The sequence below is a fragment of the Methanofollis sp. W23 genome (genome assembly GCF_017875325.1).
In the GTDB taxonomy this organism is placed as follows: domain Archaea; phylum Halobacteriota; class Methanomicrobia; order Methanomicrobiales; family Methanofollaceae; genus Methanofollis.
On the sequence record NZ_JAGGMN010000001.1, the window covers coordinates 506,656 to 532,209 of the forward strand.

Annotated in this window: 21 protein-coding genes; 13 read left to right on the forward strand and 8 right to left on the reverse strand. The window is 62.2% G+C overall.

Annotation, left to right across the window (positions count from 1 at the left end; all coding sequences use genetic code 11):
* Positions 1 to 90: 90 nt before the first annotated feature.
* The 3 genes from J2129_RS02110 to proV are packed head-to-tail and all read right to left on the reverse strand — an operon-like array spanning position 91 to position 3,059.
* Complete coding sequence (locus J2129_RS02110; RefSeq protein WP_209629206.1) at positions 91 to 972, reverse strand: glycine betaine ABC transporter substrate-binding protein; 882 nt, start codon at positions 970 to 972, stop codon at positions 91 to 93.
* Between the two features lie 15 nt (positions 973 to 987).
* Positions 988 to 1,839 carry a proline/glycine betaine ABC transporter permease gene (locus J2129_RS02115; RefSeq protein WP_209629207.1) on the reverse strand — a complete coding sequence of 284 codons (852 nt, stop codon included), beginning with the start codon at positions 1,837 to 1,839 and terminating at the stop codon, positions 988 to 990.
* Complete coding sequence (gene proV / locus J2129_RS02120) at positions 1,836 to 3,059, reverse strand: glycine betaine/L-proline ABC transporter ATP-binding protein ProV (protein WP_209629208.1); 1,224 nt, start codon at positions 3,057 to 3,059, stop codon at positions 1,836 to 1,838. Before proV ends, J2129_RS02115 begins: the two co-directional genes overlap by 4 nt.
* A 326-nt stretch (positions 3,060 to 3,385) precedes the next feature.
* Between proV and J2129_RS02125 the strand changes: the two genes are divergently transcribed.
* From J2129_RS02125 to J2129_RS02135, 3 genes are all read left to right on the forward strand, one after another.
* Entirely contained in the window at positions 3,386 to 3,877 is a 492-nt protein-coding gene (locus J2129_RS02125; protein WP_209629209.1) for an amino acid-binding protein, read from the forward strand.
* On the forward strand, positions 3,874 to 4,860 hold the full coding sequence (locus J2129_RS02130) for a homoserine dehydrogenase (protein ID WP_209629210.1): 987 nt from the start codon (positions 3,874 to 3,876) through the stop codon (positions 4,858 to 4,860). The genes J2129_RS02125 and J2129_RS02130 overlap by 4 nt, the downstream gene beginning before the upstream one ends.
* Before the next feature lie 85 nt (positions 4,861 to 4,945).
* Positions 4,946 to 5,965 carry a sugar-specific transcriptional regulator TrmB gene (locus tag J2129_RS02135; RefSeq protein ID WP_348632279.1) on the forward strand — a complete coding sequence of 340 codons (1,020 nt, stop codon included), beginning with the start codon at positions 4,946 to 4,948 and terminating at the stop codon, positions 5,963 to 5,965.
* 724 nt (positions 5,966 to 6,689) lie between these two features.
* Here J2129_RS02135 and J2129_RS02140 read toward each other — a convergent pair.
* The 3 genes from J2129_RS02140 to J2129_RS02150 are packed head-to-tail and all read right to left on the reverse strand — an operon-like array spanning position 6,690 to position 9,949.
* The gene (locus tag J2129_RS02140; RefSeq protein ID WP_209629212.1) at positions 6,690 to 7,277 is read right to left on the reverse strand and encodes a hypothetical protein; all 588 of its coding nucleotides are present in this window, start codon (positions 7,275 to 7,277) and stop codon (positions 6,690 to 6,692) included.
* A gap of 30 nt (positions 7,278 to 7,307) precedes the next feature.
* Positions 7,308 to 7,805 carry a DNA-deoxyinosine glycosylase gene (locus J2129_RS02145; RefSeq protein WP_209629213.1) on the reverse strand — a complete coding sequence of 166 codons (498 nt, stop codon included), beginning with the start codon at positions 7,803 to 7,805 and terminating at the stop codon, positions 7,308 to 7,310.
* Positions 7,802 to 9,949: a Tex-like N-terminal domain-containing protein gene (locus tag J2129_RS02150; protein WP_209629214.1), complete on the reverse strand. Its 2,148-nt coding sequence runs from the start codon at positions 9,947 to 9,949 to the stop codon at positions 7,802 to 7,804. Before J2129_RS02150 ends, J2129_RS02145 begins: the two co-directional genes overlap by 4 nt.
* Before the next feature lie 553 nt (positions 9,950 to 10,502).
* On the opposite strand from J2129_RS02150, the gene uvrA reads away from it, so the two are divergent.
* From uvrA to J2129_RS02170, 4 genes are all read left to right on the forward strand, one after another.
* Positions 10,503 to 13,316, forward strand: a complete 2,814-nt coding sequence (gene uvrA / locus J2129_RS02155) for an excinuclease ABC subunit UvrA (protein ID WP_209629215.1) — start codon at positions 10,503 to 10,505, stop codon at positions 13,314 to 13,316.
* Complete coding sequence (gene uvrC, locus J2129_RS02160; RefSeq protein WP_209629216.1) at positions 13,313 to 14,863, forward strand: excinuclease ABC subunit UvrC; 1,551 nt, start codon at positions 13,313 to 13,315, stop codon at positions 14,861 to 14,863. The genes uvrA and uvrC overlap by 4 nt, the downstream gene beginning before the upstream one ends.
* Positions 14,864 to 14,867: 4 nt before the next feature.
* Positions 14,868 to 16,808: an excinuclease ABC subunit UvrB gene (uvrB, locus tag J2129_RS02165; protein WP_209629217.1), complete on the forward strand. Its 1,941-nt coding sequence runs from the start codon at positions 14,868 to 14,870 to the stop codon at positions 16,806 to 16,808.
* A gap of 827 nt (positions 16,809 to 17,635) precedes the next feature.
* On the forward strand, positions 17,636 to 17,839 hold the full coding sequence (locus J2129_RS02170) for a hypothetical protein (protein ID WP_209629218.1): 204 nt from the start codon (positions 17,636 to 17,638) through the stop codon (positions 17,837 to 17,839).
* A 30-nt stretch (positions 17,840 to 17,869) separates the two neighbouring features.
* On the opposite strand, the gene J2129_RS02175 is transcribed toward J2129_RS02170, so the two are convergent.
* On the reverse strand, positions 17,870 to 18,808 hold the full coding sequence (locus tag J2129_RS02175; RefSeq protein WP_209629219.1) for a calcium-dependent protein kinase: 939 nt from the start codon (positions 18,806 to 18,808) through the stop codon (positions 17,870 to 17,872).
* A gap of 716 nt (positions 18,809 to 19,524) precedes the next feature.
* A complete protein-coding gene (locus tag J2129_RS02180; RefSeq protein WP_209629220.1) occupies positions 19,525 to 19,893 on the reverse strand; it encodes a hypothetical protein in 369 nt (122 codons plus the stop codon).
* Positions 19,894 to 20,797: 904 nt separating this feature from the next.
* Between J2129_RS02180 and J2129_RS02185 the strand changes: the two genes are divergently transcribed.
* From J2129_RS02185 to dnaG, 6 genes are all read left to right on the forward strand, one after another.
* Positions 20,798 to 21,022, forward strand: coding sequence for a HypC/HybG/HupF family hydrogenase formation chaperone (locus J2129_RS02185; RefSeq protein ID WP_209629221.1), 225 nt, complete (start codon positions 20,798 to 20,800; stop codon positions 21,020 to 21,022).
* Positions 21,023 to 21,364 carry a hydrogenase maturation nickel metallochaperone HypA gene (locus J2129_RS02190; protein WP_209629222.1) on the forward strand — a complete coding sequence of 114 codons (342 nt, stop codon included), beginning with the start codon at positions 21,023 to 21,025 and terminating at the stop codon, positions 21,362 to 21,364.
* Positions 21,361 to 22,356: a hydrogenase expression/formation protein HypE gene (gene hypE, locus J2129_RS02195; RefSeq protein WP_209629223.1), complete on the forward strand. Its 996-nt coding sequence runs from the start codon at positions 21,361 to 21,363 to the stop codon at positions 22,354 to 22,356. Before J2129_RS02190 ends, hypE begins: the two co-directional genes overlap by 4 nt.
* Positions 22,357 to 22,371: 15 nt before the next feature.
* A complete protein-coding gene (gene pyrC, locus J2129_RS02200) occupies positions 22,372 to 23,637 on the forward strand; it encodes a dihydroorotase (RefSeq protein ID WP_209629224.1) in 1,266 nt (421 codons plus the stop codon).
* Between the two features lie 200 nt (positions 23,638 to 23,837).
* Positions 23,838 to 24,158 (forward strand): DUF167 domain-containing protein, encoded by a 321-nt coding sequence (locus tag J2129_RS02205; protein WP_209629225.1) that lies wholly within the window; start codon positions 23,838 to 23,840, stop codon positions 24,156 to 24,158.
* Positions 24,159 to 24,288: 130 nt separating this feature from the next.
* Complete coding sequence (gene dnaG, locus J2129_RS02210; protein ID WP_209629226.1) at positions 24,289 to 25,515, forward strand: DNA primase DnaG; 1,227 nt, start codon at positions 24,289 to 24,291, stop codon at positions 25,513 to 25,515.
* Positions 25,516 to 25,554: the final 39 nt, after the last annotated feature.

Sequence of the window (25,554 nt, forward strand, 5' to 3'; positions counted from 1 at the left end):
GAAAGAGATGTCCGATATCGTCGTTGCGTGTCGTCGATGTGTAATAGGCGATGGTCCGGACCTTCATCAAAAAAAGAAAAAGGAAGACAGTTACGCCTTCCCGAGCCAGGCGTCGACCTGGTCTGGGTGGGCGTCGATCCACTTCTTTGCGGCGTCCTCATGGGACATGCCCTCCTCGATATCGAGCATCACCGACTCCATGTCTTCAGGAGTCCAGTAGAAGCGTTCGAGGATCGCGTAGGCCTCGGGGTCGTCCTCGGCAAGGCCAGGACGTGCAAGCGTGCCGAGATACTCCTCGCCGCCAAAGACGCCTTTCGGGTCCTCAAGGTACTTCAGGTCCCAGCGGGAGAACTTCCAGTGTGGGGTCCACCCGGTGACCACGACCCATTCGGCCCGGTCGACCGACTTCTTCAGGGCTGAGGCCATGCCGGCGCTTGAACTGTAGACAAGGTCATAGTCGAGGTCGTATTCCTCGATTGCGTCCTCGGCATTATTAACGACCCCGGCACCGGCGTCGATGCCGACGATCTTCCCGTCGAACTTGTCCTTGACCTCGTTCATCTCTTCGATGGAGTCGATGGTCACATAGGTCGGGACGACCAGGCCGATCTTGGCGCCTTCAAGGTTTTTCCTGACAAAGTCGAGCTGGTCCCCGTACTCGTCCATGTAGACCTTCTGGGTCCTGGGGAGCCAGGCGGAGACGGTGCAGTCCACGTCGCCGCTGACGATGGCCTGGTAGAGCGGCGCAGCGTCGACGGCCGTGATGGTGACGTCATATCCGGCCTTCTCGAAGACCTGCTTGACCACGTTGGTGCTCGCGATCTCGGAGTCCCAGAGGACATACCCGATGGAGATCGATTTCTGTTCTGATGGTTGTGCGTCTCCGCCGCTGCCGGTGCACCCGGCGCTGAGGACGAGTGCCACGGCAAGGAGGCCGCAGAGGATGAATCCGATTCTGCTGTTCTGTTTCATGATAATCACTGATAATTATTGTTCAGTACGTTTGGGGGCGAGGCTCTGGGTCACCCGGTCGAGGATGATCGCGATGATCACGATCGCAAGCCCGCCTTCGAACCCGAGGCCGATGTCGAGACGCTGGATTCCCTCGAGCACCTTGTAGCCGAGACCCTGGGCCCCGATCATGGCGGCGATGACCACCATCGAGAGGGCCATCATGATGCCCTGGTTGATGCCCGCCATGATCGTCGGCAGGGCGACCGGCAGCTGCACCTTGATCAGTTTCTGTCTCTCGGTCGTACCAAAGGCGTCGGCAAGTTCGATCAGTTCCCTGGGCACCTGCTGGATCCCGAGGGCCGTGAGCCTGACCACCGGCGGCATCGCAAAGATGACGGTGGCGATCATGCCTGGTACATTCCCGAGGCCGAAGAAGACCACGGCCGGGATGAGATACACGAAGGCCGGCATCGTCTGCATGAAGTCAAGGCATGGCTTGATGAGCCGGTGGGTGGTCTCTGAACGCGCTGCCAGGATCCCGGTTGGGATCCCGATTATGAGCGCAAAGAGTGTGGACGCCAGGACCAGGGCAAGCGTCTCCATCGCCAGGGACCAGAGTTGGAGGTCCCAGATGAGCAAGAGCCCGACCGCCGAACCGATGGCGAGTTTGGTATCGCGTTTGGTGACAAGCCAGATAAGCACCGCCGCAACGGCGATGAAGACCGGGGCCGGGAGGATGAGAAGGACATATTTCATCCCCTCGATGATCCAGTCCAGCCCGTCGCTGATCCAGTCCAGGACGACGGCAAAATTGATCTCGATCCATTCGACGAGGGCCTCGACGGCGTCGCCGAGCGGGATCTTGGGGAGTTCAAACCCGTTCATTCTTCATCTTCCTCCTCACCGCTGGCGGTGACGTCAAGGGCCCCGAGGAGCGACCCCCTGACAATGACTCCCCTGAGCCGGTTGTTCTCGTCGACGACCGCGACCGGGTACTGGGTCGTGGCCACGAGCCCCATCAGGTCACGGACCGGGGTGTCGGGGGCCGTGACCGGGGTGTCGGTAATGAGAATATCCTCGATGTTGGTCTTCTTTGCTCGTGCCGCGGCGACCGCATCTTCAACGGTCACCATGCCTCTGAAGGTCTTCCCCTTCCCGACCGCAAAGATCGTCGAGATCCCGTGGTCTTCCATCAGTTTCATGGCGACCCTGGGACCTGAGACGATCGAGACTACCGGGTCGGGGTTTTTCATAACGCCTTCGGCGGTGAGCACCTTGGTCATGTCGACCCCGGCGACAAAGCTTGTCACATAGTCGTCGGCCGGGGAGGTGAGGATCTCCTCGGGCGTGCCGACCTGGACGACGGACCCATCTTTCATCAGGGCGATCCGGTCCCCGAGTTTGAGGGCCTCGTCGAGGTCGTGGGTCACGAAGATGATCGTCTTGTTCAGTTCGTTCTGGAGGTCGAGGAGTTCGTCCTGCATCCCGGTCCTGATAATGGGGTCGAGGGCGCTGAAGGCCTCGTCCATCAGGAGGATGTCAGGGTCGCTTGCAAGTGCACGGGCCAGACCGACCCGCTGCTTCATCCCGCCTGAGAGGGCGTCAGGTATGCTCTCCTCGTATCCGGAAAGCCCGACCATCTCGATGGTCTTCTTTGCCTTTTCAAGCCGTTCTTCCTCTGGCATCCCCTGGACTTCCAGTCCGAAGGCGACATTCTCGATGACGCTCCGGTGCGGAAGGAGGGCAAAGTTCTGGAAGACCATGCCCAGTTTCTTCCGTCGTACGTCCCTGAGTGCGTCCTCGTCGAGCGAGGCGATGTCGGTGCCGTCGATGAGAACCTCTCCTGAGGTCGGTTTGATCAATCGGTTTGTACACCTGAGAAGAGTAGACTTGCCTGAGCCTGAGAGGCCCATGACCACAAAAATTTCACCCTCTTGGATCGAGAGGTTCACGTCCCTGAGACCGATGGTCTGTCCGGTTTTGTCCAGGATATCCTCTTTGGAATGTCCTTCTTTCACCAGAGCGAAGGCATCGGTGGGATGTTTTCCGAAAATTTTATACAATGATCTGATGACGAGTTTGGGTTTTACCATCTCCTGATTCATGAAAACCTCCGCTGAGCGGTAACTAGATCCCCGCGATTGATACGTGCATTACAGGTGTACCCGGACAATGCAGGTGTTCTGCTAAACCCTATCAGGACCCATTGTTGAACCCCTGTGAAAGGCGTCCAAAACGAGGTAATATTTGTGTTCTGACAGTGAGCAGGGACCTTTTGTTCTGGTTGTTCATTACGTTTGAAGTAAGATTATAAATATATTTTTCATCTGAATTATATAGGATAAGTTTATGAGCGCCTGGTGGGCGCTCATATGGAAGGCTTATTTTGCCGGGATGTAAATATTAGAACGGTGGTTTGTTGCAGGTTTCCATGAAGATCGAGGTGAAAGATGCTCCCGGGCAACTGGTAGACGCCCTGCAGCCGATCTCTGAGGTCGGCGGGAACATCATGGCAGTCATTCATGAGTGGGACCCGACGCTGAGGCCGAAGACGCGTATCGTCCAGGTGGTCCTTGAGATCACCGACGAGCGTCTCGACGACCTTGTCAGGACTCTCAAGGACCGGGGTGTCTCGATCCTGGGGATCGGCGAGGAACAACTCCTGATGAAGAGGAGCGTCATTATGATCGGGCATATTATGCACACCGATCTCTCCGACACGGTCGGGTCGATCGACCAGACCGGGTTTGCCGAGGTGGTGGAGATGCATGTGACCATGCCAGGCATCAACCGGCGGTCCTCGGCCCTTCTCACGATATCTGCAACCAATGAGGAGAGTATGGAACGCGCAATGGAGACCCTCAGATCGGTGGCCAGGGAGAAGAATCTGCTCATGGTCGAGACGATGGAGGAGGCCGCATGAGAGTCGCGGTCCTTGGCATGGGGTCGGTCGGCCGCGGCGTCGTCTCGGTGATCGCCGAGAAAGGACTCGGGCTGACGGTCACCGGGCTTGCCGACTCGAAGAGTGGACTGATCGAGCCTGAGGGCATCGACCTTGCAGCCGCTCTGGAACAGAAGAGGACAACCGGGCGCTGCGGCGACCCGGCGATCTCGGCGATGGAGATCGTGGCACGCGGCGAGTATGATATCCTGGTGGAGGTGACCCCCACTGATATCAAGAGCGGGGAACCTGGTCTCACCGCGATCAGGACGGCCCTCTCGATGGGGAAGCATGTGGTCACCTCGAACAAGGGGCCGATCGCCCTCAAATACAGGGAACTGATGAATCTCGCCAGGGAGCACGGGGTGCAACTGCGGTACGAGGCGACGGTCTGCGGGGCTATCCCGATCATCCAGACGCTCCAGCACGGGCTTGCCGGGAACACGGTCAAGGCCGTCTATGGGGTCATGAACGGCACCTGCAATTATATTCTCACCAGGATGGCCGACGAGGGGTTGACCTACGAGCAGGCCCTCGACGAGGCCCGGGAGATGGGGTATGCCGAGGCCGACCCGACCTTCGACGTGAAGGGGATCGACGCCGCCCTGAAACTGGTCATCCTGGCCAATACGATCTGGAAGAATGGTGCCACCCTGGCCGATGTCGACTGTACGGGCATCGACCTCCTGACGGTGGAGGCCCTTGCCCTTGCCGAGAGAAAAAACTGCACCATCAGGCTCATCGGCGAGGTGGTGCCTGAGAAGGGGGTGCTCAGGGTCTCCCCCAGGATCCTCCCGAAGAAGCACCCGCTGGTCGTCCGCGACAACCTCAACGCCGTGACGGTGGTCACCGACCTGGCCGGGGCGGTCACCGAGGTCGGGAAGGGGGCGGGGTCGGTCGAGACGGCAAGTGCGGTCATCGGCGACCTGCTCTTTATCAAACAGTGTCATGTCGAGGGTCATTGAGAGACGGCGGGAACTTCTCGCTGTGATGCGCAGGCTAACACTGGAACGGGGACACTTCACGGTTCCCGAGGTGATGAAACTCTGCATGCTCCCGCGAAGCACGGTCCAGGACTGGGTGACCCGGCTCCTCGAAGAGGGGTGTATCGTGCAGAAGGAGGAGCGGCGCGGGCGGCACCCGGCGGTCTATGCGGCGGCCTCGGCCCTGCCGGCAAGCGCGTGCCGACGGATCTTCACGACGGTCGACGGCGACCTGGTGGAGTGCTATCACGAATGTCTGAGTAGCGGGTGTGCGGCATTCTGCGCGTATCATCATGCCCTTGCTGGCGGGCCGCTGGTGCATGTGCAGCGGGACGGGACGCTGCTGCGCGAGTGCGGGGTCATCTCCGAGCACGACGAGGTCGAGATCGGGCTTGCCCCGTTGCCGGCGGTCGGGGTGGTCGGGATCAGGCGCGAGGGCGACGAGGTCGTGCAACAGATCCGGTGCGTTGGCGGCCCGGCTTACTCGCTCACCGACCAGATGGCTGAGGCCGAGGGGGTCTGCGGGGTCGAGGCGCGGCAACGCGGGCGGACGATCGAGGGCGAGGTGCGGACGCGGGCCCTGGCCCATCTCGGGATCGGGGTCGACGATACCGACGCCCCGGGCGGGGGCGCGACCTTCGCCCTGGCCCTGGCCCTCCTCCAGCACCTGAGCACGATCAAGGGTGTGATCCCGATCGGTCACCAGGTGGCGATGCTCAAGCCAGACCTGCCTGAGCGGACGGCCGGGAACTCGTGCAGTTATATCGAACTCGCGGTGGAGCCTGGCAGGGTCGAGGAGGTCACCGAGCGGGCGGTCCGTTTTGTCTCGGCCGAGGCGCTCTCCCCTGAGTGGGGGATCGCGGTGCGGGAGGGGTTCAGGCTCCTGCCCGACCTCCGGGACTTTGGGGTGCGGGCACGCAAAGAGCGGGTCACCCCTGACGAGGCGTGGGGCCTCGCGGCCGGGAGCGGCATCCTCCTCAGGGGTGGGCGCGGGGTCGTCGGCGCCCTGGCGGCGGTGGCCCTGCGGGGGGTGCCGGTCGGGGCGTTGCTGGACCCGTTTGCCGGGATTGATGAGCGACCGGAATAATTTTTTTCAGGATCAGCCGCCGTCTCATATTTTAGTGTCGAAGGCACGTTGCTCCAGACAGAAAAGAGGGCGAAGCATTTTTTCGGGTTTTATCGTGGCGCCTCTGAGAGTCCACTCTCGCGTCATTGCCGCCCCCGCCCTATCCTCGCTCCGGCGGGGTCCGGGGGTGCAACCCCCGGCGCGAGACGGCAGAAAAATTCTACGAAGTGAGAACGGCCCACCTGATCGATCGACGTGCCTTCCCCTTTATCTTCGCACCGGGGGCTCCGCCCCCGGACCCCCGGGATGGCGATAGGGCCGGGAAGGCACCGCGACTGATCATGAAGAGAGGCTTGCCGCCCCCGGCGAAGAGAACCATCACGATGATTTTTACAGAGCCAAATAATAGGCTCATTTCAACATCATGGATTTAATTCAAGATATAGTGACATTAAAAAGGGGCATCTGAACTATACTGTAAAATATATATTATGTTTAGTTATAACGCCATTATATGGGCCAAGTACATTATATATCATACCCGTTGGAAATAATCAGTAACTTCAGGATATCCTATTAATCCTCTTAGAGCAGTTATTGCTAAAGATTTCTAGATCCGCTGATCACATTCTGCTTCACCATATTCCACTGGGAAAAATATCAAGGAGGTGATACCATAATAAAAGAGATTAAAACAGTAATTACGATTTTGGCTTTAATAATTCTTGGGATACTTATTATATTATTAATCTAACTTTTTTCTCCTCCCCCATCGCTTCACCACAAACCCCCCCAACACCCCAACAAAGGCACCATTCACCACCACCCTGACGATCGGATCGCCAAAGTCGGTGCCGATGAGGTTCGCATGAACAACGATGAGAAAGAGAGCGGCGTACATCAGCATATGAAACGGCCGCCATGAATCGGGATAGCGCCTCCTGAGGAGGACGGCCGCTAGGGCGATGGGGATGAGGATGAGGGCCACCCGCCCGCCATAGGTCCAGAAGAGGGTCCACGAGGCGAAGGAGGGGAGGAGGACCGAGAGGTCGCCGGCCCTGAAGGCGACGAGCGCCGGGTGGAGAATGGCGGCGGCGAGGCCGATGGTGGCAAAGAGGTGGTGGACGGCGAGGAAGGGGCGGCCGAAGACCGCCCTGATCCCGGCGAGGAAGGGGGTCATCGCCGCCGCGATCGAGAGGGCGAGGACGCCGTTGAGGGCGACGAGGCGGATGGCGAGCCCGAGCGGAGGGCCACCCTGCATGACGGCCCTGAGGCTGACGACGATGAAGAGGGCGGCGATCCCGCCGGCAAGGGCGACTCCGGACCATCGCATGGCGCTCACCCCTCGTGGGCCGGGTCAGACTTAAACTTTCTCGCCGGTCCGCGCCACCGCCTGCCAGGCCTCGATCTTCTCCTCCAGGGTGAGGCGGGCGTTCGCCGGACTGGTCGATGGGAGGGCGAGCACCCGCACACCGGGGCGCTCCAGGACCGCGGGGTGGACACGCCGCAGCCAGTGTTCCGCCGCCCGGCCGTTGAGGGCGACGATGCAGACGGTCGGGTGGCGGTCGAGGAAGCCGGGGATGTCGTTTGCCGCCACCTCTCTGATCGAGGCGTCGCTGCTCCCGTCCCGCGTGCACGCCCCGACGACGTCCCAGAGCGCGACGCCGGCCGCCTTCAGTCCTTCCAGCCGTTCGGCATAGGGGCGGTCGGCCGGCACCCCGAAGAGCGCCTCCATCACCCGCCAGAACCCGTTGCGCGGGTTGCCGTAATACTCGCGAACGCGCAGCGAGAAGACGCTCGGGAAACTCCCGAGCACCAGAATGACCGGCGCCGGCCCGACGACCGGCGGGAGACCGCTCATCCTCGCCGACTCTCCCGCATCGAGAGGGCGATCCGCCGGCGGGTCAGGTCCACCGAGAGGACGGTGACCGCGACGCGGTCGTGCACCCCGACGACGTCGAGGGGCCGGGCGACATAGGCGTCGGCGAGTTCGCTCACGTGGACCAGGCCGTCGGTCCCGACCCCGATGTCCACGAAGGCCCCGAAGGCCGTCACGTTGGTCACAGTGCCCTGGAGGGCCATGCCGGGTGCGAGGTCGTCGATGGAGGCCGGGGCACCCTCGTAGGCGCTCAGGTCAAAGGGCGGTCGCGGGTCGCGGCCAGGCGCGGCGAGTTCGGCGCAGATGTCTTGCACTGTCGGGAGGCCGACGGCGCCGTGCACATAGCGTTCCGGTTCAACCTGCCCGAGGAGGGCCGGGTTGCCGACGAGGTCGCCGACCCCGACCCTGAGGTCGTCTGCCATCGCCCTGACGGCCGGAGCGTGCATCGGGTGGACGGCGGTGGCGTCCAGTGGGTCGGCGCCGCCGACGACCCTGAGAAACCCGGCCGCCTGCTCGAAGGTCTTTGGCCCGATGCCGGGCACTTCGAGGAGGGACTGCCGTGAACCGAAGGGCCCGTGCTCCTCCCTGAAACCGACGATCCGTCCGGCCTGCCTGGACCCGATCCCGGAGACCCTCGCGAGGAGGGGGGCGCTCGCCGTGTTCACCTCCACGCCGACGGCATTAACGGCGCTGACCACCGTGTCGTCGAGGGCCGCGGCCAGGAGTCGGCCGTCCACATCGTGCTGGTACTGCCCGACGCCCAGGGCCTGCGGGTCGATCTTCACCAGTTCGGCGAGCGGGTCCTGGAGACGCCGGCCGATGGAGACTGCGCTCCTGAGGGTGAGGTCGAGGTCGGGAAACTCCCGGCGGGCCTCGGCCGAGGCCGAGTAGACCGAGGCCCCGCACTCGCTCACCGTGACCACTGGCACCTCCAGGCCGAGGGTCTGGAGGAAGGCCCGCGCCTCCCGGCCGCCGTGGCCGTTCCCGACGGCGACCACCTCGACGCCGTACCGCCGGCAGAGGTCGGCGAGCACCGCCCCGGACTTCTCCTCCTGCCGGTGCGGGGGGAGCGGGCGGACGACCGTGGCGTGGAGGAGCTTTCCCTGGCGGTCCAGGCAGGCGACCTTGCACCCGGCCGCGAAGCCCGGATCGACGGCGAGCACGATCTTTCTCCCGAGCGGGGGCGCGAGGAGGAGGCGTCTGAGGTTGGCGGCAAAGACCTGCACCGCCTCCTCGTCGGCCCGCGCTTTTGCGGCCGCGAGGCTCTCGCGCTCCATCGCCGGGGCAAGGAGGCGGCGGTACCCGTCCTGCACCGCCGCGGCCACCACCTCTCCCGCCTGCCCGCGGCCCCGCTTCCCTATCAGGCCGAGCGCCCGTCTCTCAGGCGGGGCGACGGTGAGCGAGAGCAGCCCTTCCCGCGCCCCGCGCAGCACCGCATGGACACGGTGGCCTGGCATCGCCCCGAGCCGCCCGGTATATCCTGCATAGTCGGCGTACGGGGTGGCGGCGAGATCCTTCCCGCGGGCCGCCCGCACCGTGAGCACCCCCGCCTCCATGAAGAGCCGACGCATCGACGCCCTGACGGCGGCGTCCTCCGAGACGGTGGCGGCGATGATGTCGCTCGCGCCGGCAAGCGCCGCTGCGGCGTCGGCCGGACCGTCGGGCCTGACATACCTCTGCGCCGCGGCGAGCGGATCGGCGCACTCGCCCCCGAGCAGGGTTGCGGCCAGGGGGGCAAGCCCCAGTTCACGCGCCGCCGAGGCGCGGGTCCGGCGTCCGGGCCTGAACGGAAGATAGAGATCTTCGAGGACGGCCAGACTCTCCGCCCCCATCACCCGCACCGTCAGGTCAGGGGTGAGCACGCCCTGCTCCCGAAGGGACGCGAGCACCGTCTCCCTCCGGTCTTCGAGCCGCTCCATCGCCGCAAGACGGTCCCTGACCGCCGCGACGGCCACCTCGTCCAGGCAGCCGGTCGCCTCCTTCCGGTACCTCGCGATGAAGGGGACCGTCGCACCGCCCGCGAGGAGCGCCGCCGTCCCTGCCACCTGCTCCTCTCTCACCCCGAGGGCCGCCGCAATCCCGGCGGCGAACCGGCATGCACGTTCCCTGGTCGTTCGTGTCTCCATCTTCTCAACTCTTGGACCCTCCGGGCATAAAGGCACCTCGGGAGCATGCGACCGTGAATTCAATCTGTGGAAAAAATCCTCAAGTGATGTGCCTTCCCTTCACTCGGGTCGGGGGCTCTGCCCCCAGAACCCCCCGGATGGCGATAGGGGCAGGAAGGCACCATCAATGACCATGGAGAGGGAGGAGCGTGCCGTCCCCCACCCTATCTTTGTCGTGGGGGGTCCGGGGGGTGCAACCCCCCGGTGTGAGATGACAGAACAGATCCGATGACGAGGGGACGGCATGTTCTTGATCGTGACGCCTTCCCTCGTTGTTTCGCCGGGGGCTCTGCCCCCGGAACCCCCGGGATGAAGATAGGGTCGGGAAGGCAGAGAGAGATGGACACGAAGAGGATGGTGCCGCCCCCCGGTGCAAGATGACGGTAAAGATTCGACGATGGGGGCGGCCTGTCTGAATGTAGATGTCTACCCCACCCAAACGCCTCCCCACCCGTTCACTTTCACTGCCCGCGCCCACCCTTCTATTAGGGTCAGGGACAAGACGATCCTGAAGATGAAACACCTCGTGATCAGGGGCGCGAGGGAACACAACCTCAAAGACATCACCCTCTCGCTCCCCAGGGACCGTCTCATCGTCCTCACCGGCGTCTCCGGGTCAGGCAAGTCGACCCTTGCCTTCGACACCATCTATGCCGAGGGGCAGCGACGGTACGTCGAGTCGCTCTCCGCCTATGCCCGTCAGTTCCTCGGGCTGATGCAGAAGCCAGACGTCGACGCGATCGAGGGACTCTCCCCCGCGATCTCTATCGAACAGAAGACCACTTCCAAAAACCCGCGCAGCACCGTCGGCACGGTCACCGAGATCTACGACCACCTCAGACTCCTCTTCGCACGCATCGGGGTGCCGTACTGTCCCGAGCACGGGACCAGGATCGAGTCGCGCTCGCCCGAGGCGATCGCCGACGCCGTCGCCGGGAGGTTTGCCGGAGGGCAGGTGACGGTCCTCGCCCCCGTGGTCCGCCAGAAGAAAGGGACCTACGCCCAACTCCTCAAGGACCTGGACGCCGAAGGCTACTCCCGCGTCCGTCTCGACGGCGAGATCGTCAGGACCGACGAGGAGCATCCGCTTGAGCGCTACGTCAAGCACGACATCGATGTCGTCGTCGACCGCCTCGACCCCGCGGCCGAACGCTCGCGGCTCGTCGAGGCGGTGGAGGCCGCCGTCGCAAAGTCGGACGGTCTGGTCGTCGCCCTCGGTGAAGACGGCGAGGAAGAGACCTACTCGGCAAAGATGGCCTGCCCGGTCTGCGGGCTCTCCTTTGAAGAACTCCAGCCCAGGATGTTCTCCTTCAACTCCCCCTTCGGCGCCTGCGAGGAGTGCAACGGCCTCGGGTTCAAGACCGAGTTCGACCCCGACCTCATCATCCCTGACCTGGAGATGTCCATCGCCGACGGGGCGGTGGCGACCTACCGGAACTTCCTCGACGGCTACCGGGCCCAGCACCTCGGGGCCGTCGCCAAACACTTCGGGTTCTCGGTGTTCACGCCGGTCAAAGACCTCACGCCCGAGCAGTACCATGTCCTGATGTACGGTGCGCCAGACAGGATCCACTTCTCGGTGAGCACCAGGAACGGCGACACCCACTGGTCGCACACCGGGGCCTGGGAAGGCCTCCTCCCCCAGACCGAACGCCTCTTCCAGCAGACGAAGTCCGAGTACCGCCGCCACGAACTCCAGAAGTTCATGCGGGTCCTCCCCTGCCCGGCCTGCGGCGGCAGGCGCCTGAAGGAGAAGGTGCTCGCCGTGAAGGTCGGCGGCAAGAACATCATCGAGGTGACCGACCTGCCGATCAGCCAGGCGGTCGAGTTCTTCGAGAACCTCAGCCGCTCCCTCACCCCGAAGGAGAGGGCGATCGCCGCCCAGGTCCTCAAGGAGATCAGGGCCAGGCTCTCCTTCCTCCAGGAGGTCGGGCTCGGCTACCTCACGCTCTCCAGGAGCGCCGGCACGCTCTCCGGCGGCGAGGCCCAGCGGATCAGGCTCGCCACCCAGATCGGCTCCAACCTGACCGGCGTGCTGTACGTGCTGGACGAACCCTCCATCGGGCTCCACCAGCGGGACAACCGGCGGCTCATCGAGACCCTCCAGAAACTCCGCGACCTCGGCAACACCATCGTCGTCGTCGAGCACGACGAGGAGACGATCAGGGCGGCCGACCATGTGGTCGATATCGGGCCGGGCGCCGGGGTGCACGGCGGCACGGTGGTCGCCGAAGGGACGCCTGACGAGGTGGCGAAGAACCCGGCATCCATTACCGGGCGCTACCTTTCCGGCGACCTCTCGGTCCCGGTCCCGTCGTCGCGCCGGACCAACGGCGAATACATCACCCTCACCGGGTGCCGGGCGCACAATCTCAGGGGGATCGACGTGGCCATCCCGCTCGGCACCCTCACCGTCGTCACCGGGGTCTCGGGCTCAGGCAAGTCCACGCTCATCGCCGACACCCTGTACCCGGCCCTCGCACGAAAGGTCTCCGGCGCCAGGACAAGCCCCGGCCCCCACGACGCCCTCACCCTCGACGCCCCGGTCGACAAGGTGGTGGTCATCGACCAGAGCCCGATCGGCCGGACGCCCAGGTCCAACCCGGCGACCTACACCAAGGTCTTCGACGAGATCAGGAAGGTCTTCGCCGAGACAAAGGAGGCGAAGGTGCGGGGCTACAAACCGGGCCGCTTCTCCTTCAACATCAAGGGCGGGCGGTGCGAGGCCTGCCAGGGCGAAGGCGTCATCAAGATCGAGATGAACTTCCTCCCCGACGTCTTCGTGGAGTGCGACGAGTGCAAGGGGCAACGGTTCAATGCCGAGACGCTGGAGGTGAAGTACCGGGGCAAGTCCATCGCCGACGTCCTGGCCATGACCGTCGACGAGGCCACGACGTTCTTCGAGCACGTCCCCTCGATCAGGAACAAACTCGAGACCCTCTGCCAGGTCGGGCTCGGCTACCTCACCCTCGGCCAGAGTTCGACCACGCTCTCGGGCGGCGAGGCCCAGCGGATCAAACTGACCCGCGAACTCTCGAAGCGGGCGACCGGGCAGACGGTCTATCTCCTGGACGAACCGACGACCGGGCTCCATATCCACGACGTTAAGAAACTCGTCGCCGTCCTCGACGGTCTGGTCGAGAAGGGGAACACCGTGGTGGTCATCGAGCACAACCTGGACGTGATCAAGTCGGCCGACTATCTCATCGACCTCGGGCCCGAGGGCGGGGACGGCGGCGGCGGGGTGGTCGCTACCGGCACGCCCGAGGAGGTGGCCGGGGTGAAGGAGAGTTATACCGGACACTACCTGGCAGAGATCCTGCCATGATCGACCTCGCCCTCGTCCCCGAAGAGCCCGGGTGCTACCTGTACCGCGACGCCGACGGGACGGTGATCTATGTCGGCAAGGCGAAGCACCTGAAGCGACGGGTCTCGAGTTATTTCCAGAAGCACGACCACGACGCGAAGACGCAGAAACTTGTCGGGCAGATCGCCTCGGCCGAGTTCATCGTCACCGGGACCGAGGTTGAGGCGCTGATCCTGGAGAACACGCTCATCAAGCGGCACCAGCCGAAGTACAACATCGACCTCAAGGACGCCCGGCGGTACGCCTACATCTATCTCAGTGCGGAACCGTTCCCGCGGATCGCGATCGCACGGGAGGTCGGGGACGACGGCGAGTACTTCGGGCCCTTCGTCTCGGCGAAGGAACGGGACGAGGTGCTCGACGTGGTGAAGAGGGCCTTCGGTCTCCGCTCGTGCCGGCGCCTCCCGAAGCGCCCCTGTCTTCGCCGCCACCTCGGCACCTGTGCGGCCCCGTGCACCGGGACGGTGACGGAGGAGGAGTACGCCGCACGGGTGGACCGGGCGCGGGGCGTGCTCCGCGGCCGGGGAAAGGATCTCATCGAGGAGATGGAGGCTGAGATGGCCGAACGGTCGGAGCGCCTCGAGTTCGAGCGGGCCCTCGAACTCCGCGACGAGATCGAGGCGGTGCGGCACCTGGCCGAACGGCAGCGGATGGAGCGGCGGACCGACCACGACGAGGACATCATCGCCTACCAGGAGCAGGACGGCACCCTCTTCCTCCTCCTCTTCCATGTCGAGAAGGGCACCCTCACCGGAAAACAGGAGTATGTCTTCGAGTCCTCGGACGACGCCGTCGAGGAGTTCCTGGTGCAGTACTACGGCGAGCACGCCCCGCCGAAGGAGGTGGTCCTCCCGACCGGGGTCGGCGAACCGGTCGCGGAGTATCTTGCCGACCGCCGGGGCGGGAAGGTGCGGGTGACGGTCCCGCAGCGGGGCGACAAGAGACGGCTCCTCGACCTCGCGGGCAAGAACCTTGACCTCACCTTCTTCGCCGACCGGATGAAGGTCGAGGCCCTGCGGGAAGACCTCCGTCTCCCCGACCTCCCGAATGTCATCGAGTGTTTCGACATCTCCCACCTCGCCGGCACGGCGATGGTCGGGTCGATGGTGCAGTTCAGGGGCGGGCGGCCGGACAAACGGAACTACCGGCGGTTTAAGATCAGGACGGTCGAGGGGATCGACGACGTCGCGGCGATCGCCGAGGTGGTCGGCCGCCGCTACGCCCGTCTCCTCAGGGAGGGAAAGCCGATGCCGGACCTGGTGATCGTCGACGGCGGCAAGGGGCAGTTGAAGGCGGCGACCGACGCGATCGCCGCCCTCGGCCTGCACCTCCCGATCATCTCGATCGCCAAGCGTGAGGAGGAGATCTATGTGCCAGGGTTCCCGTTCCCGGTCCCGATCGAACCCGACGCCCGCTCCTCCCTCTTTGTCCAGGAGATCAGGGACGAGGCACACAGGTTTGCGATCACCTACAACCGCCTGCTGCGGAGGAAGGCGATGAGAGGATGAGAGGATGACTGAATTTGAATTGGATGCGGCATTTGTCCCGAAAGGATCGCAACCACAAGCGATCCGGGAACTGACCGAAGGGATCGAGGCGGGCGAGCGGTTCCAGACCCTGCTTGGTGTCACCGGGTCAGGGAAGACCTTCACGGTCGCCAACGTCATCGAGGCGGTCCAGCGCCCGACCCTGGTGATCGCCCACAACAAGACCCTGGCGGCCCAACTCTACCACGAGTTCTCGGGATTTTTCCCGGAGAACAGGGTGGAGTACTTTGTCTCGTACTACGACTACTACCAGCCCGAGTCGTACCTCCCGGCAAAGGACCAGTATATCGAGAAAGATGCCTCCATCAACCCCAAGATAGAGCAGATGCGTCTGGCGGCCACGGCCTCGGTGCTCTCGCGGCCAGACACCATCATCGTCGCCTCGGTCTCCTGCATCTACGGCCTTGGCAACCCGGCGAACTTCAAGGGGCTTGGGTTTGAACTGAAACGCGGCGACCGGGTGCGGCGGGCCGATCTGCTGGAGCATCTGGTCGAGATCCAGTACGAGCGCAACGATCTCGACCTCGCCCCCGGACGGTTCAGAGCGAAGGGCGACACCATCGACCTGGTCCCGGCGTACTTCAACGACATCATCAGGATCGAACTCTTCGGCGACGAGGTGGACCGGATCTCGGAGATCGATCCAATCACCGGGAGGAAGAAGGAGACGATGGAGTACTTCTATCTCTACCCGGCCCGCCACTTCGTCGCCACCGAGGAGGAGCGGGAACGGGCGGTCGTCTCCATCAGGCAGGAACTCGACGAGGTGCTCCCGACCCTCGACCTCCTCGAAGCCCACCGGCTCAAACAGCGGACCCTCTTTGACCTCGAGATGATCGAGGAGACCGGGACCTGCAAGGGGATCGAGAACTATTCCCGCCACTTCGACGGGCGCACGTCCGGCGAGAAGCCATACTGTCTTCTCGACTATTTCCCTGACGACTTTCTGATGGTCGTCGACGAGAGTCACCAGACCCTCCCGCAGGTGCGCGGGATGTACCGCGGCGACCGTTCCCGCAAGGAGACCCTGGTGAACTACGGCTTCCGCCTCCCCTCGGCCTTCGACAACCGCCCCCTCACCTTCGACGAGTTCGAGGGCTACATGAAGAACGTCATCTGCGTCTCGGCGACGCCGGGGGCGTACGAACTGAAGCACTCGGCCGGGGTGGTGGAGCAGATCATCAGGCCGACCGGGCTCGTGGACCCGGCGGTGGAGGTGCGCCCGGTCGAGGGACAGGTCGAGGACGTGATGAAAGAGATCAAGCGGACGATCGACCGCGGCGACCGGGTGCTGGTCACCACGCTCACCAAGCGGCTTGCCGAGGAACTGACCGACTTCCTCGCCGAGCAGGGGATCAAGACGAGGTATCTCCACTCAGAGATCAACGCCCTCGAACGCACCGAGATCATCCGCCGCCTCCGCCTCGGCACCTTCGACGTCCTGGTCGGGATCAACCTGCTGCGCGAAGGGCTCGACATCCCTGAGGTCGGGTTTGTCGGGATCCTGGACGCCGACAAGGAAGGGTTCCTCCGCGACGCCCGCAGTCTCATCCAGACCATCGGCCGGGCGGCACGCAATGTCAACGCCCGCGTGATTCTCTACGCCGACCACGAGACCGACTCGATCCGCACCGTCCTCGCCGAGACCGGACGCCGGCGTCAGATCCAGATCGCCTACAACCAGGCGCACGGGATCGTCCCGCAGACGATCACCAAACCGGTCCCGGCAAAGGAGGTGGACCTCACCGACACGAAGCATGTCCCGAAGGCCGAGATCCCCAACCTCATCATCGAGATGGAGGCGCAGATGTACGAGGCCGCCGAGCGCCTCGACTTCGAGCGGGCGATCTTTTTGCGTGACCAGGTGAGGGAGTTGAAGGAGAAGAGCGGGTCTTCAGGGATCTGATTTTTTTTCTGGCGGGTTTTTCTGGTCTCGAATAGGGGGGAATGTCTGGATTTTTTGGCCTTACGCTGTCCCTCTCCTCATCCTTCGACCTTGTGCTTTCCCATGGACTCTCGCCGGGGGCGCTGCCCCCGGCGCAATTGATAGGGAAAGCACGTCGATCAGAACGGCCGCCCCCTCCTGGAGAATCTTCACTTCCGTCTCGCGCCGGGGGGTCACCACTCGATAATCAAAGATTTTCTCGACTCCCTCCGGTCGTCCCCCCGGAACCCCCCCCACGACGAGGAGAGGTGGGGGCGGCGAGTGAACACGGTCTCCTCCGACTCTCTAGTCTTGGAGCATATCTCAAAACTCCCTGTGGCTTGACCATCGCCTTGAACTGAAGGCTTTCCTTCCTGGAGTTCTAAGCCCTATCCTCCACTGGGGGGCGGCACGCCTCCCGATCCCCCGCTGATGAAGATTCGCGAGGGGTCGCATCCCATCTTCACGATCATCGCGCTGCCTTCCCGACCCAATCGCCATCCCGAGAGCCTGGGGGCAGAGCCCCCGGCGCGGTGGTGTGGGAAGGCATGAATGCATGCATGGACCCGCAATGAAAAGGGGAGGATTTCCTCACAATATCTACTGCTTTCTTCTGGGTGGGGGAGGGCCGGAGAGTTTTGGGATGACCTCTATCCGTGATCACGGTTCATTATGACCGTCCCTCCTGTTTGACCGCATGGTGAACTCTCCTCAGACGCCTGAGTGCACTGACACCATAGGCGACAATCGCCCCGGATATCACAACCCAGGGCATGCAAACGAATGGCACGAATCTGATATCAAGTTCCATGGGATTACAGTACCAGTATTCCAGAAAAAAAATCGTGATAAAAAGACCTACCCCAAAAATCGGGATACAAACAAAGGAGAGGATAAACCAGGCATACTCATTCAGCGAAATTTTCCCTTCTCTTTTCCCTGTGAAAGAGGGAATGAAGAACCAGACAGCAAAGATGGCCATCGCAATCGGGATCAGAGAGACCAGGTCATAGTACATAGTAATAAAGAGAACACTGGATCTCTCATTCAACCGCCTTCACATACGCCTGATATGACTCTCCAGACCCGTCATGATAGGCCGTCCCCGAGAAGACCCAGACCGGCACGACCGTCTCCTGCTCAATGGTCCTTGGCTCCATCCAGTACCCAAGAGCGATCTCCTCGATTGAGACCCGGGCATCTCCAGGCACCTCCAGGGGGCGAATGGTCCTTCCCGCCTTCAGGTCCTCATATGCCTCCTCTGCCCGGATGATTTCTACCTCTCCTGCCGCCTCGACCTCACGCCAGCACTTCACCATCCCGACGACCTCGCCGCCGTCGCCGATGATCACCGCCATCTCATCGCCATAGACCGGGAGGCCACTGAGTGCCCGCCCATACCTCACGGCAAGAGTCACGTCATAGACCTCTTCAGGCTCACTACCCCCCGCCTCCCAGACCTCCTGCCGCTGGTCCACTTCGACGGCATTCACCACCGCACCTGGGGACCGCTCTCCTCGTTCTGTCAGGAAGGCGTCGGCGATCTTTATCGCCTCGTCTCTTGCGGGGAGGGAGGGGCGCTCCTCAACAAGGTCAGGGAACTGTCTGTCAGGGATTTCATAGAGGAGCGCCCCTGATGCAGGATACATAGAAAGGCGCATGAGTTCGCCCTTCGAGTCGTCGACCACCCTGACCTCGCCGGTTCTCTGGTTCGCCACCTCCGCCTTCCCGGTCATCCCGAACACTCCCGCGACCTCTTCCACCGACTCAAGCGTCGCCGCTGACACCGTGGTCCTGTACACGGGGTACGATGTCTCATTCGTCTCTGGAAGCGGGGCCGAGAGTGTAAATTCGGTCTCGACGCCTTCCAGCGTTACCGCCAACGGGGTATTCTCCCCGCCGTCCGCGAGAAAGAGAGGATAAACGGCCAGTGCGGCGATGAGTGCGAAGACACCGGCGATGATGATGGCGATCTTTTTCATGGTTCATTTCCCCTTCGAATTGCGACACTGCACCCCCCTGGATCTCTCTGTCCGAGGGATGTTCCAGGAGTGCCGGTCCTCCTGAGGCCAGGTCAAACCTTCTTACAGGAACGTCCAGTCCCTTTGGGACAGCAATATCAGTGTCGATGGCATGAGATATATCTGTCTCCGAATATATTGGTCGCGCTCCGCCCCCCTGCAACACGATTGGTCGAAGACCGCATGATCTTCATCAGGAACATCGAGTGTGTCTTCCAATGGTGAGGGAAAGCAATTGAACTGCAGTCACACCAAGAAGAGGTGAGGGTTTCCCATGAGGTCATCCCAAAACTCTCTGGCCTTCCCCTACGCTCCTGCCCGGGGTGGTACGCCCCCTGGTGGAGGAGAGAATGTAGAATTTCTGGAAGGAAACACTTCTGTTCGAGGGGATGTTCTCTCCAGGAGAGTTAAGGGATATGTTCCATGGAAATAATCACAAATTCCGGCTATTTAGAAACCTTCTTGACGAATTTCTCTGGCGGGGGGCTGGCCGCCTCCCCCTATTTCCCCACGCCGGGATAGGCAGGGCGGCCTTTGATGATCTCCCTGCATGGTGTCATGCTCCGAAGGAGGAATATGGATCCCATCACCCTGGAGACCTGTGAACAGGCTCATCCCCTATGCGTGAATGGGTTCATGCCGGATTTTTCAGAGCCTAACATTCAACAAGTCTGATTTCAGATCTCCTCGATGGAGACGACGTAGACCGGTCTGCCCCACTGCTGGATGGTCACTATCTCGTCGGCAGGTGCAAGGGTGAACCGCACCTCCAGTCCGTCCCGTTCGAACGCCTCGTCGAGGTCGAGAGGGAGGTAGTGTTCACCGTCGTCGCCGATGATCCCGTAGAACCCGCCTTCGAGGTCGATGTAAGTCACCGTGCCGGTGCCAGTGATCCCGTCCGGCATGGTCCCGGTCTCGGTCACCGTTTCGTTCACGGTCTCGTTTACCTCTTCACCACGGTCGGTGCCGGTGCACCCCGCGATGAGTACTGCACTACAGAGAAGTGCAACAACCGCCAGTACAACCGGCCATAGTCTGTTATGCATCTTTTCCACCACACTGAGATCGTCCCTGGGTAATATAGTGCTTCTTTTTACTGCGAATAATTTCGTAGTCTTGTACTGGAGGGTGCGTGCCCGGGGAGAGGGGAAGAAGTCACGAAGACTCCTGTCTTTGGGCTGTGTTGGGGCCCTCTGGACAGCACTCTGGGTGGGGACGGGCATCCGATGGTGCTCGCTCCTGCAAGGTGTCTTGATCAGAAGGAGGGATCCAGATCAGTGCACGGTCCGGAGGTTTGTATGATGATTTTCCCTCACCTGGTTCCTCCATACCTGATATACGAACTACAAAAACTCTCTCAGAATGATAGGCCCCCCTCAGCGCAGTACCTTTACCGTCGTCTCGCCCCGGGGCAACGCCCCCGGACTCCCCACGACGAGAAGAGGAGTGGGGCGGCAATGAGGCGGCGGTCTCACAGACTGTCCTGTGCTGAAGGGACGGGCACGGACCCATCACACACCCTGGAGACCCGCGATCATGTTCATCACGTATGCGTGAACCTCAGGTTCATGCATGATTCTACAGAGCCGAAATATTTTCATCCTTCTGGCGAGTGGTCTGCCGGCCCCACTCTCATCAGAAGTGTGGGGGTGACTCTCAAGAGGACGGTGCGATCTGCGGCCCACTGGCGAAAAGATCAGGCCCCCCACTCCTCGTGAGACCCCTGTCCTGGGACCTCCATAGCAGTAGTATCCACGGTCCAGGTGGATGTCCGGGTTCCGGGCTCCGGGCCCTGGGCACTCCAGGGGCATCTCATAGAAACCACTGCCATCCTGCGTTTTCATGGCATTTTCAAGCATTCTACAGGCGTTCCCGGCCCCAGATTCTCCCATGTCACTTCGGAAGGTGTTTTTACTTCTGACACCCATACTCCCTATCTGAGGAAATACGATGTGTGTTGCAGTTCCTGCCGAAGTGATCGAGAAAAAAGACGGCAATATCGGCGTCGTCGACTATGGTGACCTCAAACAGGAGGTCCGTCTCGACCTGGTCGATGTCGAGATCGGCGAGTTCGTCCTCGTCCATGTCGGGTTTGCCATCCAGAAACTCAGCCGCGAGGAGGGCCTTTCTACCAGGGAGCTCTTCAAAGAAGTCTACGCCGCAATGGAAGAGTAAATGCACGAGTACAGTATCGCATACGACATCTACGCCACCGCCAAACGGGCTGCGGTCGAGAACGGGGCCGACGAGATCACGGCGGTCACCGTCGACGTCGGCGAGATCGCGATGGTGAACCCCGAACAGGTCATATTTCTCTTCGGGGTGATCGTGGAGGACGACCCCCTCTTTGCCGAGACCCACCTGGAGTGTCGGACCGTGAAGGTGCGGACCAGGTGCGAGTGCGGGTATGAAGGGGACGAGAAGTTTGTCTGCCCCCGGTGCGGCGGGCTCCCCCATGTTGTCGAAGGAAAGGAGATCGTAGTTAGCAATATCGAGATCGAAGTGAACGAATCATGAAAGTCAATCTGATGCACGGTGCGGGTGGAGAAGTGATGGGCGAACTTCTGAATGTGATCACGAAGTTCGAGAACAACAATGCCGGCGGGATCGGGCTTGAGTCCCTCGACGACGGGGCGGTGATCCCGGTCGGCGACCAGAAGATCGTCTTTACGACCGACAGCCATCTCGTCCACCCGATCTTCTTCCCCGGCGGCGACATCGGCAGGATTGCCGTCTCAGGGACGGTCAACGACCTCGCAATGATGGGCGGCCGGCCGCTCGCCCTCTCGTGCGCGATGGTCATCCAGGAAGGCTTCGATGTCGCCGACCTCGAGCGGATCGTCGCCTCGATGGACGCCGCCCTCGGCGAGGTCGGGGCCTCGATCGTCACCGGCGACACCAAGGTGCTGGAGCGCGGTTCGCTTGACGGGATCGTCATCAACACCGCTGGTGTGGGGGTCGCCAACCATGTCGTCAGGGACAATGGCCTCAGGCCAGGCGACGTGATCCTCTCGAGCGGCACCCTCGGCGACCACGGGCTTGCGATCATGGCCCACCGCGAGGGATTCGACCTTGGCGAACAGATCGCGTCAGACGTCGCCCCCCTCTGGGGCATGGTCGAGCGGGCGCTTGAGGCCGGTGAGATCCACGCCATGAAAGACCCGACCCGCGGCGGGTTTGCCAATGCCATCAACGAGATGGCAAGCAAGGCCGGGGTCCATGTCGAGATCGACGAAGAGGCCCTGCCGATCAGGACCAGCGTGCGGAGCGCCTCGGCCATGCTCGGGATCGATCCCCTTGAGGTGGCAAACGAGGGCAAGACGATCATGGGCGTGCCTGCCGAGGACGCCGAGGCGGTGCTCAAGGCACTCCGGTCCCACAAGTACGGCAAGGACGCCGCGATCATCGGGCGCGTCACCGAGGGATCCGGCGTCGTGATGAAGACGAAGATCGGCGGCGAGCGGTTTATCGAAGCGCCGATCGGCGACCCGGTGCCAAGGGTCTGCTGAAGGAGAAGAGAGAGAATGGCCGGGCGTGCGGCGCTGGTGCTCGAAGGGGTCACCCTCCCTTCCGGCCGGGTGGCCGATCTCAGTCTTGGCGAGGGGCGGGTTCTCCATATCGGTGCAGGTATACCCGCCGACGAATGCGTCGACGCCTCAGGCCTCCTCTGTCTGCCAGCCGCGGTGGACATGCATACCCATCTCAGGGGCGGGCGGGCGCAGGCGGCCAAGGAAGACTGGACGACCGGGACGACGAGCGCCCTCTTCGGCGGGGTGACCGTCGTCGTCGACCAGCCAAACACCCTCCCGCCGCTCACCTCACCGGAGGCGTACAGGGCGCGCGTTGCGGAGGCGTCAGAGCACGCCAGGTGCCGGTATGCGGTCAACGCCGGGGTGGTGCCCGGCGCCGATCTTCCCGCCCTCTGGCAGGCCGGGGCGATGGCTTTCGGCGAGATCTTTGCCGGGCCGTCCAGTTATGGTGCGGCGGTGCCGCCTGAGGTGCTCTCTCAGGCCTTCCTCACCCTCCGTGACCTCGGGACACTTGCCACCATCCATGCCGAGGATCCGCGGCCAGGGGTGCCTGAGAACCTGGCGGACCACGAACGCCTCAGACCTGCCTCTGCCGAGGCCGCGGCGGTGACGGCGGTGGGCCGCCTGGTGCCCCCTGGGGGACGGGTCCACTTCTGTCATATGAGTTCGGCCGCGGCCGTCGACGCCGCCACCGGCGTCGGCACTGTCGAGGTGACACCCCACCACCTCTTCCTCTCCTGGGAACAGTTCGAGGCAGGGGACACACATGCCAGGATGAACCCCCCTCTCCGGAGCGAGAAAGAACGAAAAACACTCTGGAACCGGTGGGGCGCGGTCGATGTCATCGCCTCAGACCATGCCCCGCACACTGCTACGGAGAAGGCGGTGCCCTTTGCGGAGGCCCCGTCCGGGGTGCCGGGCGTCGAGACGATGCTCCCCCTCCTGATGGCTGAAGTTGTCGCAGGCCGGCTCACTCTTGCGTCTGTCATCGAAAAGACCGCGGTCAACCCGGCCAGGATCCTTGGCATCACTCCTGCAGGATTCGGGCCCGGCGAACGGGCCGACTTCGCGTTGTACCCGAAGATATCGACATCGATCGATCCTGACGCCCTGCACACGAAGTGCACCTGGACGCCCTTCGAGGGGATGGCCGCGGTCTTCCCTGAGACCGTGATCATGGACGGCGCCGCTGCCGTCCTTGACGGCGAGTGCCTCGGGACCGAGGGCGCCTGGCTCCCTGGCAAAGGCTATATTCCCTGAGCCCAAATACTATCATGCCGATACATGCACGTCCATAGGTCCCCGCGCGATCAATTGGCGATGCCCTGGATATGAGCTGCGGGACAACCCGGACGTGCGACAGGCATTACGCCCGGCGCGAGGGTTAAGACCAGGTGAAGCACGGCACAAGCCACTGATGATCCATGGTCGTTAGCGCCGGGCGACATATGGTGATTCTTGTGACCTCTTATGATGATGCAGTCTCTGGCTCAGACGACGGTGTCGTGATCACCCTCGACGTCTCTGCCGGGTGCAAAAAAGAGGCGTTTCCGGCCGACTACAATCCCTGGCGCAAGGCCCTTGTCTGTCATGTCGCGGCCAGGGCGGTGGGGGGCAAGGCAAACCGCGCGATTCTCGACCTCGTCGCCAGGACATTCGGGGTTCCAGGGTCTTCGGTGAGCATCGTCTCAGGTGCGACTTCGAGTACCAAAAGAATTGAAATTATCGGGATCTCAAGAGATGACGTTATATCCCGGCTCTCTGATCTTCTTGGGCCATAAGAAGACTATTCTCTCCAGGTCTCTTTTCCTGGGTATGGGGGTGCATATAAGTATCCCTCCCTGTATATCTACTACTGTTATCTATGGTCTGTCATAGTAATCATGATATGACATACTCTGGAGGCTTACTATGTACTCATCTGATACGACCAAGTATCTTATTCACATCAACTTACATACCGAGGGGGTGGTCGAGAAACCTGACGTAGTCGGTGCCATATTTGGCCAGACTGAAGGGTTGCTCGGCGAAGACCTCGACCTGCGCGATCTCCAGCGGACCGGGCGGGTGGGGCGTATCGACGTCCATATTACGAGTAAGAGGGGAGAGACACGTGGAGAGATCCTGATCTCGTCCTCCCTGGACCGGGCCGAGACGGCGGTGCTTGCAGCGTCTATGGAGACGATCGACCGGGTCGGGCCGTGTGTCGCCCATGCACGGGTCGAGCGGATCGAGGACATCAGGGTGACGAAGCGCAAGCAGATCGTGGACCGTGCAAAAGAGCTCCTGCTGACGCATTTCGACGAGACCACCATCGACTCCACCGAACTCCTGGACAATGTCCGTGAGTCAATGCGGATCGAGAAGATCGGGGTGCTCGGGGAAGAGCGTGTCCCTGCCGGGCCAAATGTCCTTGACTCCGACGCCGTCATCGTCGTCGAGGGGCGGGCCGACGTGATCAACCTGCTCAGGTACGGGATCAAGAACGCCGTCGCCGTCGAGGGGACGAAGGTTCCGGCAGTGATCCCCAAACTCTGCGAGGTAAAGACGGCGACGGCCTTCCTGGACGGTGACCGGGGCGGTGACCTGATCCTGCGTGAACTCCTGCAGGTGACCGATATCGACTATATCGCGCTCTGCCCGCGGGGCAAGAGTGTCGAGGACCTGACCAGAAAGGAGATCATCAAGTCTCTCAGGAACAAGATGCCAGTCGAATACTTCAGGGACCAGCTTGAAGGGCCTGAAGTCCACCCGCCCGAGAAGGGCAAGGAACCGGTGAAGGAAGAGGCCACGCAGGTGATCATCACCGAAAAGTCTGAGGAGGAAGAGGAGACTGATCTTCCTCCGGTCACCGGTCCGACCTTTGAGCAGCAGGTGCGCGAGGTCGAAGGAAAGAAGACGGCGAGATTCCTGAACGCAGATTACACGCTCATCAATGAAGTGAGCGCTTCAGAGGTAGAAAAGGCTCTTGATGGCGCTGATACGGATGCAATCGGTGTGGTCATGGATGGGCCCGTGGATCAGCGGCTTATCGATGCGTTCCTTGCAAAAGGGATCGAATTTGTCGCGGCTCCTGAGTTTAAGGAGATTGTAAAGAGGCCGTTATCTCTACGGCTCATGAAAATTCGAAACGCGTAGCCCTAAGCAAATATATATATAATAAAATTTCCTATTTCT

Bases quoted from the DNA above. Each gene is read 5' to 3' on its own strand.
- J2129_RS02110 (WP_209629206.1), bottom strand. From the start codon at position 972: ATGAAACAGAACAGCAGAATCGGATTCATCCTCTGCGGCCTCCTTGCC.
- J2129_RS02115 (WP_209629207.1), bottom strand. From the start codon at position 1,839: ATGAACGGGTTTGAACTCCCCAAGATCCCGCTCGGCGACGCCGTCGAG.
- proV (WP_209629208.1), bottom strand. From the start codon at position 3,059: ATGAATCAGGAGATGGTAAAACCCAAACTCGTCATCAGATCATTGTAT.
- J2129_RS02125 (WP_209629209.1), top strand. From the start codon at position 3,386: ATGAAGATCGAGGTGAAAGATGCTCCCGGGCAACTGGTAGACGCCCTG.
- J2129_RS02130 (WP_209629210.1), top strand. From the start codon at position 3,874: ATGAGAGTCGCGGTCCTTGGCATGGGGTCGGTCGGCCGCGGCGTCGTC.
- J2129_RS02135 (WP_348632279.1), top strand. From the start codon at position 4,946: ATGCTCCCGCGAAGCACGGTCCAGGACTGGGTGACCCGGCTCCTCGAA.
- J2129_RS02140 (WP_209629212.1), bottom strand. From the start codon at position 7,277: ATGCGATGGTCCGGAGTCGCCCTTGCCGGCGGGATCGCCGCCCTCTTC.
- J2129_RS02145 (WP_209629213.1), bottom strand. From the start codon at position 7,805: ATGAGCGGTCTCCCGCCGGTCGTCGGGCCGGCGCCGGTCATTCTGGTG.
- J2129_RS02150 (WP_209629214.1), bottom strand. From the start codon at position 9,949: ATGGAGACACGAACGACCAGGGAACGTGCATGCCGGTTCGCCGCCGGG.
- uvrA (WP_209629215.1), top strand. From the start codon at position 10,503: ATGAAACACCTCGTGATCAGGGGCGCGAGGGAACACAACCTCAAAGAC.
- uvrC (WP_209629216.1), top strand. From the start codon at position 13,313: ATGATCGACCTCGCCCTCGTCCCCGAAGAGCCCGGGTGCTACCTGTAC.
- uvrB (WP_209629217.1), top strand. From the start codon at position 14,868: ATGACTGAATTTGAATTGGATGCGGCATTTGTCCCGAAAGGATCGCAA.
- J2129_RS02170 (WP_209629218.1), top strand. From the start codon at position 17,636: ATGGGATTACAGTACCAGTATTCCAGAAAAAAAATCGTGATAAAAAGA.
- J2129_RS02175 (WP_209629219.1), bottom strand. From the start codon at position 18,808: ATGAAAAAGATCGCCATCATCATCGCCGGTGTCTTCGCACTCATCGCC.
- J2129_RS02180 (WP_209629220.1), bottom strand. From the start codon at position 19,893: ATGCATAACAGACTATGGCCGGTTGTACTGGCGGTTGTTGCACTTCTC.
- J2129_RS02185 (WP_209629221.1), top strand. From the start codon at position 20,798: ATGTGTGTTGCAGTTCCTGCCGAAGTGATCGAGAAAAAAGACGGCAAT.
- J2129_RS02190 (WP_209629222.1), top strand. From the start codon at position 21,023: ATGCACGAGTACAGTATCGCATACGACATCTACGCCACCGCCAAACGG.
- hypE (WP_209629223.1), top strand. From the start codon at position 21,361: ATGAAAGTCAATCTGATGCACGGTGCGGGTGGAGAAGTGATGGGCGAA.
- pyrC (WP_209629224.1), top strand. From the start codon at position 22,372: ATGGCCGGGCGTGCGGCGCTGGTGCTCGAAGGGGTCACCCTCCCTTCC.
- dnaG (WP_209629226.1), top strand. From the start codon at position 24,289: ATGTACTCATCTGATACGACCAAGTATCTTATTCACATCAACTTACAT.